Genomic DNA, 14,990 nt, shown 5'->3' with positions numbered 1-14,990 from the left:
TAACACTACTCTATATGCTTAGCTTGTCACTACAACCTTCACAGCCTGCGGCCGCTTTGGGTTGTATGGTTAAGCCTTTCGGGCAATTAGTACAGGTTAGCTTAACGCCTTACAACGCTTCCACACCCTGCCTATCAACGTCGTCGTCTACAACAACCCTTCCAGACCTTAAAGGTCAGGGATGACTCATCTCTGGGCCGGCTTCCCGCTTAGATGCTTTCAGCGGTTATCCGTTCCGAACGTAGCTACCGGGCAATGCGATTGGCATCACAACCCGAACACCAGCGGTTCGTCCACTCCGGTCCTCTCGTACTAGGAGCAGCTCCCATCAATCATCCAACGCCCACACCAGATAGGGACCGAACTGTCTCACGACGTTCTAAACCCAGCTCGCGTACCACTTTAAATGGCGAACAGCCATACCCTTGGGACCGACTTCAGCCCCAGGATGTGATGAGCCGACATCGAGGTGCCAAACACCGCCGTCGATATGAACTCTTGGGCGGTATCAGCCTGTTATCCCCGGAGTACCTTTTATCCGTTGAGCGATGGCCCTTCCATACAGAACCACCGGATCACTATGACCTACTTTCGTACCTGCTCGACGTGTCTGTCTCGCAGTTAAGCTAGCTTATGCCATTGCACTAACCTCACGATGTCCGACCGTGATTAGCTAACCTTCGTGCTCCTCCGTTACTATTTGGGAGGAGACCGCCCCAGTCAAACTACCCACCAGACACTGTCCTCAACCCCGATAAAGGGTCTAAGTTAGAACATCAAACATACCAGGGTGGTATTTCAAGGTCGGCTCCGTATGAACTGGCGTCCATACTTCAAAGCCTCCCACCTATCCTACACAAGTAGGTTCAATGTTCAGTGCCAAGCTGTAGTAAAGGTTCACGGGGTCTTTCCGTCTAGGTGCGGGTACACAGCATCTTCACTGCGATTTCAATTTCACTGAGTCTCGGGTGGAGACAGCGTGGCCATGGTTACACCATTCGTGCAGGTCGGAACTTACCCGACAAGGAATTTCGCTACCTTAGGACCGTTATAGTTACGGCCGCCGTTTACCGGGGCTTCGATCAAGAACTTCGCTTACGCTAATCCCATCAATTAACCTTCCGGCACCGGGCAGGTGTCACACCCTATACGTCCTCTTTCGAGTTTGCAGAGTGCTGTGTTTTTAATAAACAGTCCCAGCCACCTGGTCACTGCGACCCCCAAAAGCTTACTGCGTAAAGCATTCACCTTCAGGGGCGTACCTTCTCCCGAAGTTACGGTACTATTTTGCCGAGTTCCTTCACCCGAGTTCTCTCAAGCGCCTTAGTATTCTCTACCTGACCACCTGTGTCGGTTTGGGGTACGGTTCATATAATCATAAGTTTAGAAGCTTTTCCTGGAAGCAGGGCATCAACAACTTCACTCCCTTGGGAGCTCGTCTCGTGTCTCGACCTTGAAGAACCGGATTTTCCTGATTCTTCAGCCTACTCACTTTCACCTGGACTACCAACGCCAGGCTTGCTTAGCCTTCTCCGTCCCTCCATCACTGATTATACAAGTACGGGAATATTAACCCGTTTCCCATCGACTACGCATTTCTGCCTCGCCTTAGGGGCCGACTTACCCTGCCCTGATTAGCATGGGACAGGAAACCTTGGTCTTCCGGCGTGCGGGTTTTTCACCCGCATTATCGTTACTCATGTCAGCATTCGCACTTGTGATATGTCCAGCAAACCTTACAGTTCACCTTCATCCACTTACACAACGCTCCCCTACCCAGCATGTAAACATGCTGCCGCAGCTTCGGTATATTGCTTAGCCCCGTTACATCTTCCGCGCAGGCCGACTCGACTAGTGAGCTATTACGCTTTCTTTAAAGGGTGGCTGCTTCTAAGCCAACCTCCTAGCTGTCTATGCCTTCCCACATCGTTTCCCACTTAGCAATATTTAGGGACCTTAGCTGGCGGTCTGGGTTGTTTCCCTCTCCACGACGGACGTTAGCACCCGCCGTGTGTCTCCCGGATAGTTCTCATTGGTATTCGGAGTTTGCAAAGGGTTGGTAAGTCGGGATGACCCCCTAGCCTTAACAGTGCTCTACCCCCAATGGAATTCGTCCGAGGCTCTACCTAAATAGATTTCGGGGAGAACCAGCTATCTCCCGGTTTGATTGGCCTTTCACCCCCAGCCACAAGTCATCCCCTGACTTTTCAACGTCAGTGGGTTCGGTCCTCCAGTTGATGTTACTCAACCTTCAACCTGCTCATGGCTAGATCACCGGGTTTCGGGTCTATACCTGGCAACTCAACGCGCAGTTAACACTCGCTTTCGCTACGGCTCCGTTATTTACTTAACCTCGCTACCAAATATAAGTCGCTGACCCATTATACAAAAGGTACGCAGTCACCACACGAAGTGGCTCCCACTGCTTGTACGTATACGGTTTCAGGTTCTATTTCACTCCCCTCACAGGGGTTCTTTTCGCCTTTCCCTCACGGTACTGGTTCACTATCGGTCAGTTAGGAGTATTTAGCCTTGGAGGATGGTCCCCCCATTTTCAGTCAAGATAACACGTGTCCCGACCTACTCGATTTCACATTTAATTCGTCTTCGTGTACGGGGCTGTCACCCGGTATCGCGCCACTTCCCAGAGGCTTCCACTAACTTATAAAATGCTTAAGGGCTGCTCCCCGTTCGCTCGCCGCTACTAGGGGAATCTCGGTTGATTTCTTTTCCTAAGGGTACTTAGATGTTTCAGTTCCCCTCGTTTGCCTCGTTACACTATGTATTCATGTAACGATACCTGTAAACAGGTGGGTTTCCCCATTCGGACATCTGTGGCTCAAATGCATTTTGTCGGCTCACCACAGCTTTTCGCAGACTTACACGTCCTTCATCGCCTCTAACTGCCAAGGCATCCACCGTATACGCTTTGTCACTTAACCATACAACCCAAAACAGCCATCTGCTTTGCTTCCTGTGCAGCGCGTTTTTCCTCGTTCAGTCAGTTACATACTCAATGTATGCGCCTTCCCTCACTCGTCAGTCCGCTTGCACAAAAACCAAATCATCGGCTGTTACCACTTATTAAGATAAGTATAACAACCTGACCTGCCCGCCTTTTGACTTCGGGCTTTGGTGATGTTGTATGCATGACAAGCTAATCGTGAATATCCTTGTTATCAATCAAATCGATAACAAGTAATTCGAATCAGATAGAGTAGCTTTTGAAAGAACATCTTTCGATATTCTCAGTTACTCAATTTTGATTGATTACTAATATCAGCTTTCCAAATTGTTAAAGAACATACGCAAAATGATGAATCATTTCACTTTAGGGTAAAAAACCCTAATCAATGCCTACTGTAAACAGTAAATATTCATTAGGATTTCAATCCGTTTCAAACCACTACACATAGGTATGTCCATTTCGCTTGTTGCAGGTAATTTGTTTGCGAGAAGCGCAGTGTGCAAAGCGCACATGAGCATCGCAGCGAGCAAATTAACAATAACAAGTAGAAATGGTAGGCTTGGGCAGACTTGAACTGCCGACCTCACCCTTATCAGGGGTGCGCTCTAACCAGCTGAGCTACAAGCCTATGGTGGAGCTAAGCAGGATCGAACTGCTGACCTCCTGAATGCAAATCAGGCGCTCTCCCAGCTGAGCTATAGCCCCATAAGCGGTTTGTTCTCATTTATAACAAGACTATCTGTGTGAACACTGCATTAAGTGTGTCAGTCGATTCTTTTGGTAAGGAGGTGATCCAACCGCAGGTTCCCCTACGGTTACCTTGTTACGACTTCACCCCAGTCATGAAACACAAAGTGGTAATCGTTCTCCCGAAGGTTAAACTAACTACTTCTTTTGCATCCCACTCCCATGGTGTGACGGGCGGTGTGTACAAGGCCCGGGAACGTATTCACCGCAGTATTCTGACCTGCGATTACTAGCGATTCCGACTTCACGGAGTCGAGTTGCAGACTCCGATCCGGACTACGATATTCTTTAAGGGGTCCGCTCCACATCGCTGTCTCGCTTCCCTCTGTAAATACCATTGTAGCACGTGTGTAGCCCTACACGTAAGGGCCATGATGACTTGACGTCGTCCCCACCTTCCTCCGGTTTGTCACCGGCAGTCTCCTTAGAGTGCCCAACTTAATGCTGGCAACTAAGGACAAGGGTTGCGCTCGTTGCGGGACTTAACCCAACATCTCACGACACGAGCTGACGACAGCCATGCAGCACCTGTGTCAGAGTTCCCGAAGGCACCAATCCATCTCTGGAAAGTTCTCTGCATGTCAAGTGTAGGTAAGGTTCTTCGCGTTGCATCGAATTAAACCACATGCTCCACCGCTTGTGCGGGCCCCCGTCAATTCATTTGAGTTTTAACCTTGCGGCCGTACTCCCCAGGCGGTCTACTTATCGCGTTAGCTTCGCTACTCACAACTTAAAGTCGCAAACAGCTAGTAGACAGCGTTTACGGTGTGGACTACCAGGGTATCTAATCCTGTTCGCTACCCACACTTTCGCACATGAGCGTCAGTCTTTGGCCAGGGAGTCGCCTTCGCCACTGATGTTCCTCCAGATATCTACGCATTTCACCGCTACACCTGGAATTCCACTCCCCTCTCCAAGACTCTAGTCTGCCAGTTCTAAATGACCGTCCCAGGTTGAGCCCGGGGCTTTCACATCTAGCTTAACAAACCGCCTGCGTGCGCTTTACGCCCAGTAATTCCGATTAACGCTTGCACCCTCCGTATTACCGCGGCTGCTGGCACGGAGTTAGCCGGTGCTTCTTCTGTGGGTAACGTCAATCTAAGCAGGTATTAACTACTTAGCCTTCCTCCCCACTGAAAGTGCTTTACAACCCGAAGGCCTTCTTCACACACGCGGCATGGCTGGATCAGGGTTGCCCCCATTGTCCAATATTCCCCACTGCTGCCTCCCGTAGGAGTCTGGGCCGTGTCTCAGTCCCAGTGTGGCTGATCTTCCTCTCAGAACAGCTAGAGATCGTTGCCTTGGTAAGCCTTTACCTTACCAACTAGCTAATCTCACTTGGGCCTCTCTAAGCGCGGGAGCCTAAGCCCCCTTTGGTTCCGAAGAACATTATGCGGTATTAGCCACCGTTTCCAGTGGTTATCCCCCTCGCCAAGGCAAGTTCCCAAGCATTACTCACCCGTCCGCCGCTCGTCAGCGATGTGCAAGCACATCCTGTTACCGCTCGACTTGCATGTGTTAGGCCTGCCGCCAGCGTTCAATCTGAGCCATGATCAAACTCTTCAATTAAAATCGAAAAACTATATATGAATCGTCGGTTGACACTCTTAACGAGTGCCCACACAGATTGTCTTGTTATACATTGTTAAAGAACATTGGCGTTGCCTGTCTCAGGCTCCGCCTGCTTCGTTTCTCCCCGAAGCGGGATGCGCATTCTACGCACTTGGCATTTCGTGTCAACACTTAATTTTAATTTTCTTTCAATTAATTGCTAACTCTTTTACCTGCTTCGATTTGGCTGTTGCCCTCTCGAAACGTGGGGCGCATTCTACATGAGAATTGCACCTCGTCAACACCCAAATTGTCTTTTTAAGCAGTTTTCTGCAAAAAGTTGAGCAAAAGCCTATTTTTCCAACAAAACCTACACTATGCTAGGTCTTTAGTATACATCTGTGACAGATTCTTGTTCATTTTGTTACAGTTGAGTAAACTATATACAGCCTCCGTGTATCATCTATAACAATATAAAGGTAGGTTTATGAAAGTTGGCTTTATTCAATGCGCAGTGATTAGCGCAGTTTTTGCAGTAGCGGGGTATCTCGTTTTCTCTTCTGCCAATATGGAGACCAGTCTTCCGGTAACGGTAGCCGTTTCTTTATTACTCAGTGGTATTGTTACCCCTTGGCTTGCATCATTGTTTGGCTCGTCTGACGCTAAACAGGATTCGGTCATTACAGAAGAAGGGCGTGAAACAGCAACCTTATATGTAGGCAACCTGCCTTACAAAGCAAATGAGGATGCTGTAAAAGAGTACTTCCGAAATTATATTGATGTGCAATCTGTTCGTTTAATGAAGGATCGCAGAACAGGTAAGCGCAAAGGTTATGGTTTTATAGAGGTAATGACGACAGATGTTGATCAAGCCATCGACGAACTCAATGATAAAGTCTTTTTAGAGCGAACCCTGAAAGTCAGGCACGCTAAAGAGAAGACCGAATAACAAAAAACCTGGGCTTGCCCAGGTTTTTTTTGTCAGTTGCCCGTCACATTAAAGAGCTGGATCAGGACAATACCTGGCGAGCCTGCTGATTAAATCCGTTAAACCGGTTAATGGCACTGACCAGATCGGGTACCTGTACATCTTCCATCTGGTTTATCACTGACTGCACCAATGCCTGATAATCAGCCTCGCCCTCCAGTTTCTTGTCAGCCAGCTCCAGTGTTTTCAGCATTTTACTGAGATATTCTGAGATTGCTTTTTGGGTTGGTGATAATACAGGTTGATTGCTTTCCATCGCTTTAATATCAGAATAGGCACTCGCCATTCCTAGGGTCTCACGCTTTTGCAAATTCAGGGAAAAACCGGCCAGCGTGCTTTCATCAAATCCCAGCGCACTGGCCTGCTCAAATGCTTTGTCGATGTCATCGCTAAAAAAGGTACTAGCCAGATCATCGGTCTTTTCCACCAACTCGGCAATACCCTCAAGCTCATCTTTACTCAGCTCCCCCTGCACACTTATTTGTAGACCGCGGGTACTTTCTATATTCAGTGACTGCCAGGACGTCGTACCGCTGTTATCATCACCATTACCAAAAGACTGCTGCTGTCCCTGAACATAATTCAGGTTTTGCCGACTACCAAATGAAATGCTTACCCGATCCCCTTCTTTGGTCCGGATCTCCAGTTCACTGGACCGGGTTGCACTGTAAGACACCGCCGTAGCAGAGATACGCTCGCTTCTACCGAACATCTCATCTTCCAACTGGCTCATTTTTTCTTCAATGAGTGTCTCACTGTTTTTAATTCCTTCCTCAAGCTCGTCGGTCATAAATCCTTCAAGCTCTTTTCTGGCCATGGCAAACCCTTTTTGCACTCCTTCCCTTGCCTGTTCAAAAAGGCCCGTTAATTTTTGGTTGTCAGCACCGTTAATAGCGGCACCGCGAATGACTCCCCCAACAAATTTCATGACGTTGGCGGCAATCTTCTCAAAATCAAAAGCCGGGCTCTCCTGCTCCTCTTCCCGCTGCAGCTTGTCGGCCTTAGGATGCTGTCCGTTTATCACTAGTGCGGACTCAAAAGCGCGGCTCATAACCGTCATACCAATAGAAGCGCCAGAGGCTTTTACATCAACAGTCACGCTTTGCTGATAAAATGTTGCCGCCTGCCTTAATCCATCCTGCTGAAGTGCTTTTTTATTCAGCTCAAGCGGATTCTGACGCGCTGGCGTTTCTGTTCTGTTTGCTTTGCTCTCTTTACCACTGGTGCTGTCAACATTCATACCTAAACCCTCACTATCCGTATATCAGGTATCGGCCAAAAACCTTATATGTTTAATTTTTCTACAGCCGAATTTGTGGATTAATGCATTGCAGTCGTTATAAAAGCCACTACAATGCGCACCCTTGATAGAACCTAGTGTGGAGCCAGAGATGTCAGAACAACCCGGATCAGCTGCCTATGAGCAGCAGTTAAGCGAAAAGGTATCACGCTTAAGCAAACTGTTAGCGCCGTTCGATGCGCCTGACATCCACGTCTTTGCTTCTACCAGTCAGCATTACCGCATGCGTGCAGAATTTCGCGTATGGCATGACGGTGACGATCTCTACCACATTATGTTTGACCAGCAGACCAAGGAAAAATACCGGGTTGATGAGTTTGCTCCGGCCAGCACAACGATTAACCGGGCAATGGATATGTTGCTGGCTCTGGTGCGCCCTAATGAAGTACTACGCAAAAAGCTGTTTCAGATAGACTATTTATCGGGCCTGAGCGAAGAGCTGGTCATAAGTCTGCTGTATCATCGCCAGCTCGATGACGAATGGGAAGCACAGGCCAGAGAGCTTAAGGCCGAATTGGAAAAGCACTTTGCAAAAGTCAATATTATTGGACGGGCCCGTAAACAGAAGAAAGTGCTGGATGAAGATTTTATCATTGAGCGCCTGCCGGTAAACGGAACAGAATATGTTTTTAAGCATATCGAAAACAGCTTCACTCAGCCTAATGCCGAAGTAAACTGCCGCATGATTGAATGGGCTTTGTCGGTGTGCGGTCAGCCTGAGCGGGATCTGCTGGAACTGTATTGTGGTGCCGGCAACTTTTCTGTACCCATGGCCCGCCAGTATCGCAATGTCATTGGTACTGAGATTGCCAAACCATCGGTTGCCGCCGCACAGTTTAATATTGAACAAAATGGTCTGAATAATATTGATATTGTGCGTCTGTCTGCTGAGGAATTTACCGAAGCACTGATCACCGGCCGGGAGTTTTCCAGACTAAAATCGATACAGCTGGCCGAGTATGATTTTGCTACGGTACTGGTTGACCCACCCCGGGCCGGATTGGATGATGACTCTTTAGCGATGATTCAGGGTTATGATGAAATTGTGTATATTTCCTGTAATCCGGAAACCCTGAGTGACAATTTGCAAACCCTGACCCAAACACACCGGATCGAGGCAAGCGCGCTGTTTGACCAGTTCCCGTTCACCCACCATATTGAAGCGGGTGTTAAGCTGGTCAGAAAATAAAGCTTAAGGTGCTGCGCTATACGACTCGTATGCTGCGGCGCCTAACTGAATAAAGCGTAGCTGGGCTTTGACCCGGCGCGCAATTTCCTTACGCAGGCTCGGCTCTGCCTCCAGCGTGTCGGCCCCGGCACTGAATACCAGCCTGACCATCGCATCGGCCTGCAAACTGGCCAGATGATGTTCAATCCCCTGCCGCTCTACAATGTAGTCTGACAGTTCATCCACAAAATGCTGAATTTCACGTAATACCGCCATACGATAGGCTGCTGAGGTGCCGGTATGTTCACGAAGCAACAGCCGAAACACGTTCGAATTAGCACAGATAAATTCGATAAAGGTATCCACCGACGTGTCGATCACCCCACCGCCTGAGTTAATCCGGCTACGTGCCTGTCGCATCAGCTGGCGCAGCGCCAGACCGGACTCATCTACCAGAGTAAGTCCTAACTCATCCATGTCTTTAAAATGACGATAAAATGAGGTTGGCGCGATACCCGCTTCCCGTGCGACCTCGCGCAGACTGATAGCCGATAAACTGCGATTATCGTCTAGTAGGGAGAATGCGGCATAAATAATATTCTGGCGGGTTTTCTGTTTTTGTTCCTGGCGATTCAAGCTGACCTCCTGCTTTGCCCGGGTATTTTACCGCATGTTACTAAATAGTACGACAATGAGCTTTTCAGCATCCCCTTCAAAGCTAAAACCTTGTCGGAAGTAAGGTATACTTAATGTTAATTTTGCCCCATTTTCCTTTACTAAAAGGCTTTTTAAAGCTATCTTAGCGTACAGTTGTAAGCCGAGTTGTGTCCAATGAAAAAGCCACCCATCATTTTGACTAATGTCCTGGTCTTTATTATCACCGGGGCGATTGCCTTTGTAGGGGTTCCATTGTGGGCTGCCTATATTGGTTTTGATACGGTAGAAATTGTTACTGCCGTGATCTTATTTTATTTTACCGGTATGTCGATTACTGCCGGGTATCACCGTCTGTGGTCACATAAAACCTATGATGCCAATATTGTCGTCAGGGTGATTCTGGCTATTGGTGGCGCGATGGCGCTGCAAAACAGTATTTTGCACTGGTCCAGCGATCATCGTGTTCATCACCGCCATGTTGATGACAATGACAAAGACCCCTACTCTGCCCGCAAAGGCCTGTGGTTTGCCCATATTGGCTGGATGCTGCGAGAGTATCAGTCTCATCGGTACGGTGATTACCGTAACTGTAAAGACCTGCAGAAAGACAAGGTAGTGATGTGGCAACACAAGCATTATCTGGCCCTTGTGCTTGCCTCAAACTTTGGTATCACTGCCTTTTTAGGCTGGCTGAACGGTGATATTCTGGGCATGGTTTTAATTGCCGGTGTTTTCCGGCTGGTGATGGTTCACCATGTCACTTTCTTTATTAACTCGTTAGCCCATTTCTGGGGTTCACAGCCTTATACCGACAAAAACAGTGCCCGGGATAATGGCGTTCTTGCCTTTTTTACTTTCGGTGAGGGCTACCACAATTACCATCATATTTTTGAATACGATTATCGTAACGGGATTCACTGGTGGCAGTTTGACCCTACAAAATGGCTGATAAAAGGCTTGTCATACGTCGGTTTAACGTCAAACCTGCGTACGGTGCCTGAAGAGCGGATTGAAAAAGCCCGCGTAGCGATGCAGTTACAGCGCGCTAGTGCCCGGATTTCTCAGCTTCCTGATGCCGACCAAATTATGCAGAAGATTCAGGTTGAGTATGATGAGCTGATGCAGAAAATGTCAGAGTACTACACCGCTAAAAAACGTCTGATGAAGATTCGACAAAAATGCCTGAAGCGCAGTGTTGAAAGACTGGAGCTGGACTTCAAATATAAAGAGCTTAAAAACGCACTGGCACTGCAGCGCGAAAAGTGGCTGGCTTTACAGGAGCTCAACTTTACACCAGCCTGATTAAATAATTCAGACGCAACCTGCAGGTTGCGTTTTTTTTGTTCTATACTTTAGTTTATATTTCATTCTGCACGCGTTCTTTGTGCAGCTTCTTGTTTGAAAACATTATTTTACTTTGCATTTACTATTTCTTCGGTAACACTACATCCAGATCGAGGGTGGCTAAGTAGAGATGTCTGCCACATTACGGAGCAGTCCAAACAGGAATAACGATGTCCGATAATTCACTTTTTGCTTTTGCTGATGAAACACCGCAGACCGATGTATCCAGAGAGATCAGTACTGATTACTGGCAGGTACTTAGTGTAGAGGATGACCCCGGTTACCAGCTGTCTTTAAAGATGGGCCTGGCTGACATGGTGGTGCAAGACAAACCTGTTAAGCTGCTTACAGCATCATCGGCCTCTCAGGCTGCCGATATCATTGCCCGCCATCCAAATCTATCCGTCATTTTACTTGATGTTGTCATGGAGCAGGATGATGCCGGTCTGCTGTTGGTCAATACCATTCGCAATCTCATCGGCAATGACTTACTGCGTATTGTGTTATTAACCGGGCAGGCCTCCATGGCCCCCCGGCTTGATACCATGCGCGATTATGATATCAACGAATACTGGAACAAGGTTGACCTGACCGAGGAGAAATTGCGCTCGGTGGTGACAGCCAACATCAAGACTTGGAGTGCCCTGAACGAGCTTGCCTCAGCTAAGCGCGGTCTGCAAATGATTGTGGATGCATCGCGCACCATGACGTCTAAGCAAAATGTGCCAGGCTTTACCCAAACGGTGTTAAAAGAAATTGGCCGTATCATTGATGTCCCGGATAAAGGCGGCATTGTGTGTGTTCATTCTAATGGCCGGTTACCGGTAGAACATGCCGGCGTTGTAGCGTCCAGTGGCGAATTTCAGCGCCACCATGACAATTCCCTGTCTGAGATGCTCAGTGACTTGTCTGAGTCTGAGCAGGGCATTGTCTCGGCAGCTATTGATAAAGCCACACTGACGAAAGAGCATCAGTTCAATGGCCACTGGTCGGTACTGTATTACAGTACTGAAAAGCTGGACAGCCGGTTTTATCTGGTTATTGTCAAATCCAGCGAGCCGATGGATGTCAGCCATATTGCCCTGCTAATGGTATTCAGCGAAGGCGTCGCCAGCGGATTTAAAAATCTTGCGCTACTCAACAAGCTCTCCAAACTGGCGTACTACGATGCCAGCCTGAACATACCTAACCGGAACTGGCTGCAACGTGAGCTTCATACCACCCCCAATGCAGAGCGCAAAAATACGATTGTGGTGCTGGTTCGGGTGGCTGACTTCTATACCACTGAGATACTGCTGGGTAATGCCTTTACTACTACACTGATGCAAACCCTGCTCGAACGCATTTATTGTCAGCTGCCTGATCATTACGCCATCGCCCGGATTGAAGAAGACTGTCTGGCACTATTATTTACCCGTCAGTACGGCCCGTCCAAAGACGCATTGCTGCAATTAAACGAGCAGACTTTATCGGTTAATCAGCTGGTGCATAAAACCAATACCCACGTGGCGGTGCTCGATCTGGATCTGATATCAAAGAATAATTCTGATCAGGCATTACGACTGGCGGAAGCTACGTTACATAAAGGCAGACAACGCGGTGAGGCGGTGTCTTACTATGACGATAGCCTGCTTTATGCCCTGGAAAGCCGGTACATACTGCTTAAAGATCTGCACGATGCCATTGCCGACCCCAGTCAGTTAAAAGTGTATTACCAGCCCAAATGCGATATGCAAACGGGCCAGATAGTGGGAGCTGAAGCATTATTACGATGGCAAAAAGACAGTAAGACTCAACTGATGCCGGCTGACTTTATTCCGCTTGCTGAAGCATCTGGCCTGGTGAGTAAAATTGATTACCTGGTCATGAAAACGGTGTTTGCTGATATGGAAAGCTTGCATCAGGCCGGTCTTTCCATACCAATTTCATTCAATATCTCCAGTGCTGATCTCAGTAATCCGGCTTTTATGTCCAGTCTGAAAAAGCTTATTTGCAGTACAACGGTGAAGCCTGAACATATTGAGGTGGAAATCACTGAAAGTCAGGCTATGCAGGACTACAGTCTGGTCGCCCCCATCATTAAAGAACTCAGCGCACTGGGAATCAGCATCAGCATTGATGATTTTGGTACCGGCTATTCTTCCCTTGCGCATTTTAGTCAGCTTGGTGCCAAGGTACTGAAACTGGATAAAAGCTTTGTAAAACAGCTCGATGACCCTGAAAACGCCTCAGCGCTACCAGTGATTCGTATGGTGCAGAAGCTGGCTGAACAATGCTCTGCCACTGTGGTGGCTGAAGGTGTCGAAAATGCTCATCAACAGGCTATTCTATGTCAAAATGGCTATCTGATCGGTCAGGGATTCTTATTTGCCAAGCCGCTAACCTTTAGTGAGTTAACGAGTAAACTGAAATAATGCGGGCATTGTCTGTCTATATTTTACGCCAGCCCAGGCTGTGGTGGTGGAGTATCTGGGTTGTCATCATGGCAATACTGGCCGGCCTGATTCAGTATGATCGCAAAGTCACCCTGCAGCTGGAAATACTGAACGCTGAACACATCAACCTTATTTCCTCTGCCAACAGTACATTTAACCGGGAACTGGGAGATATCAGAAATACAGCCCGGCTGCTTTCCATCCATTTACAGGATTTACTGGAAAGCCAGAATGAAAGCACGGTAAATAGTTTTTCACGGGTTGGTGCTTCGCTGCCCAATGTTTCCCAGTTACGCTGGCTGAACATGGAGGGTCAGGAAGTTTACCGGGTCAATTTTGCAGGCATGGGAAGCGAGGCCGTCTCTGCCCAAAACCTGCAAAACAAGGCCCACCGTAGCTATTTTAAAACCATACTCAATACCCTTCCCGGCGAACTGATACTCAGCGACATTGACTTGAATATTGAAAACGGCAAGGTAGTCACCCCGCTGGAGCCAACCATTCGGGCGCTGTTACACAGCACACCCAACCATCCTTTGGGGGAAGGCTTTTTAATTGTTAACTTTCGGCTGACCAGTCTGTTTGATTTTTTGTCCGGCTTATCAGATACCAAAACCCAGTTACTGGTTGCAGAAAATAATGATCAGTGGCTTATTCACCCTGATCAAACCAAACAGTGGGCATCGGTGCTGCAGACCGGACAGCACAGCCTGCCTGATGATATTCCCAGGCTATGGCAACATTTGAACACCACTCCTGCCGGCTCATTAATTGAAGGCGAGCAGGATGATATTTACAGTGTGGTAAAAAGTTATCTGCAGCTTAGCGAGCCGGCAGATAAGCGAACAACTCTTTACTTTATTGCCCGAACGCCCAGGACGCTCTATCGAAGTATTCAACAGCAGGCATTAACACCGGCGGTTGTCATCGCACTGGTGGTTTTTTGTATTGGCTTACTACTGATTTATCGCGAAGCGGTGCTGGGACTGCGGGTAAAGCGGCTGACGCAGTTGCTGAAAACCGAAAAAGCGGATCTGGCCGATGCCTTACAGCATCAGCAGGTATTGCAGGATGAGCTGGTTGAAGTAGAGAAAATGGCGTCGCTGGGCATGCTGGTTGCCGGTGTCTCCCATGAGCTTAACACTCCCATCGGGGCAGCGGTAATGACGGTCAGCGGTTTACAACGTAAAGTAAATGAGCTGAATAAATGCATTGCCGAGGGCCTGACACGCTCTGCATTAGATGAGCATGTACAGCAAAGCCGAGAGGCAACCGAACTGGCGCTGACAAATCTGCAACGCGCCAGTAGCCTGATACAACGATTCAAACGGTTGGCAGTCGACCGCTCAGAAGAAATTCAGATGGACTTCAACCTGGCCCAGGCGGTGTACGATTTGCTCGATGCCATGAAACCACAACTAAAAGGTAGCCGGCTACAGATTGAAGTTGATGTGCCTGCCAGCATCTTTATGAAGAGCTATCCGGGCACGTTATCTCAGGTATTACAAAACCTTATCAATAATGCGATGAACCACGCCTTTGAAAATAACAATGGCACCATTGCCATTAAAGCTGAGCGAATGCAGGACCTGGTGTTTGTCACCGTGACAGACAATGGCCTGGGTATAGCACAGGATGTTGCCGACTCGCTGTTTGACCCGTTTGTTACCACCAACCGCGGCCAGGGAAATTCCGGATTAGGACTGCACCTGGTTCATCGATGGGTCACTCATGTGATGCAGGGTCATATCCAGGTGAATTCGACCCCAGGCCAGGGCACTTGCTTTATTCTGGAATTACCGGTCAGCCCCGCAAGTGCAGACTCATAAGCG

The 14,990-nt window shown here is 48.3% G+C and carries 7 protein-coding genes, 2 tRNA genes and 2 rRNA genes; 5 read left to right on the top strand and 6 right to left on the bottom strand.

The annotated features are described in order from the left end of the window. Positions 1-65 precede the first annotated feature (65 nt). From EZV72_RS03365 to EZV72_RS03350, 4 genes are all read right to left on the bottom strand, one after another. Positions 66-2,942 (bottom strand): 23S ribosomal RNA (locus EZV72_RS03365). Positions 2,943-3,519: 577 nt separating this feature from the next. Further along, positions 3,520-3,596, bottom strand: a tRNA-Ile gene (locus tag EZV72_RS03360). A 1-nt stretch (position 3,597) separates the two neighbouring features. Then, positions 3,598-3,673, bottom strand: a tRNA-Ala gene (locus EZV72_RS03355). A gap of 76 nt (positions 3,674-3,749) precedes the next feature. Next, positions 3,750-5,284 (bottom strand): 16S ribosomal RNA (locus tag EZV72_RS03350). Together the 16S and 23S rRNA genes with 2 tRNA genes alongside form the textbook arrangement of a ribosomal RNA operon. A gap of 469 nt (positions 5,285-5,753) precedes the next feature. Here EZV72_RS03350 and EZV72_RS03345 point away from each other — a divergent pair. Continuing rightward, positions 5,754-6,215 (top strand): RNA recognition motif domain-containing protein, encoded by a 462-nt coding sequence (locus tag EZV72_RS03345; protein WP_137165906.1) that lies wholly within the window; start codon positions 5,754-5,756, stop codon positions 6,213-6,215. Positions 6,216-6,276: 61 nt separating this feature from the next. On the opposite strand, the gene EZV72_RS03340 is transcribed toward EZV72_RS03345, so the two are convergent. Continuing rightward, a complete protein-coding gene (locus EZV72_RS03340) occupies positions 6,277-7,494 on the bottom strand; it encodes a DUF5610 domain-containing protein (protein WP_137165905.1) in 1,218 nt (405 codons plus the stop codon). A 151-nt stretch (positions 7,495-7,645) separates the two neighbouring features. Here EZV72_RS03340 and trmA point away from each other — a divergent pair, with 151 nt between their 5' ends. Next, a complete protein-coding gene (trmA, locus tag EZV72_RS03335) occupies positions 7,646-8,743 on the top strand; it encodes a tRNA (uridine(54)-C5)-methyltransferase TrmA (protein WP_137165904.1) in 1,098 nt (365 codons plus the stop codon). A 3-nt stretch (positions 8,744-8,746) separates the two neighbouring features. Here trmA and fabR read toward each other — a convergent pair whose 3' ends face one another. Further along, positions 8,747-9,358, bottom strand: coding sequence for an HTH-type transcriptional repressor FabR (gene fabR, locus EZV72_RS03330; RefSeq protein ID WP_137165903.1), 612 nt, complete (start codon positions 9,356-9,358; stop codon positions 8,747-8,749). Positions 9,359-9,553: 195 nt separating this feature from the next. On the opposite strand from fabR, the gene EZV72_RS03325 reads away from it, so the two are divergent. The 3 genes from EZV72_RS03325 (at position 9,554) to EZV72_RS03315 (ending at position 14,987) form a co-directional block, all read left to right on the top strand. Beyond that, positions 9,554-10,681 carry an acyl-CoA desaturase gene (locus EZV72_RS03325; RefSeq protein WP_137165902.1) on the top strand — a complete coding sequence of 376 codons (1,128 nt, stop codon included), beginning with the start codon at positions 9,554-9,556 and terminating at the stop codon, positions 10,679-10,681. A 212-nt stretch (positions 10,682-10,893) separates the two neighbouring features. After that, positions 10,894-13,137, top strand: a complete 2,244-nt coding sequence (locus tag EZV72_RS03320) for an EAL domain-containing protein (protein WP_137165901.1) — start codon at positions 10,894-10,896, stop codon at positions 13,135-13,137. Between the two features lie 68 nt (positions 13,138-13,205). Beyond that, positions 13,206-14,987, top strand: coding sequence for a sensor histidine kinase (locus EZV72_RS03315; RefSeq protein WP_217495175.1), 1,782 nt, complete (start codon positions 13,206-13,208; stop codon positions 14,985-14,987). The last annotated feature ends 3 nt before the right edge of the window (positions 14,988-14,990 follow it).

Source organism: Salinimonas lutimaris (genome assembly GCF_005222225.1).
GTDB lineage: Bacteria > Pseudomonadota > Gammaproteobacteria > Enterobacterales > Alteromonadaceae > Alteromonas > Alteromonas lutimaris.
This window is presented reverse-complemented; position numbering and strand designations above follow the sequence as displayed.

Excerpts from the sequence above, each read along its gene's own strand:
- EZV72_RS03345 (WP_137165906.1), top strand. The coding sequence starts at position 5,754 with ATGAAAGTTGGCTTTATTCAATGCGCAGTGATTAGCGCAGTTTTTGCA.
- EZV72_RS03340 (WP_137165905.1), bottom strand. The coding sequence starts at position 7,494 with ATGAATGTTGACAGCACCAGTGGTAAAGAGAGCAAAGCAAACAGAACA.
- trmA (WP_137165904.1), top strand. The coding sequence starts at position 7,646 with ATGTCAGAACAACCCGGATCAGCTGCCTATGAGCAGCAGTTAAGCGAA.
- EZV72_RS03325 (WP_137165902.1), top strand. The coding sequence starts at position 9,554 with ATGAAAAAGCCACCCATCATTTTGACTAATGTCCTGGTCTTTATTATC.
- EZV72_RS03320 (WP_137165901.1), top strand. The coding sequence starts at position 10,894 with ATGTCCGATAATTCACTTTTTGCTTTTGCTGATGAAACACCGCAGACC.
- EZV72_RS03315 (WP_217495175.1), top strand. The coding sequence starts at position 13,206 with ATGGCAATACTGGCCGGCCTGATTCAGTATGATCGCAAAGTCACCCTG.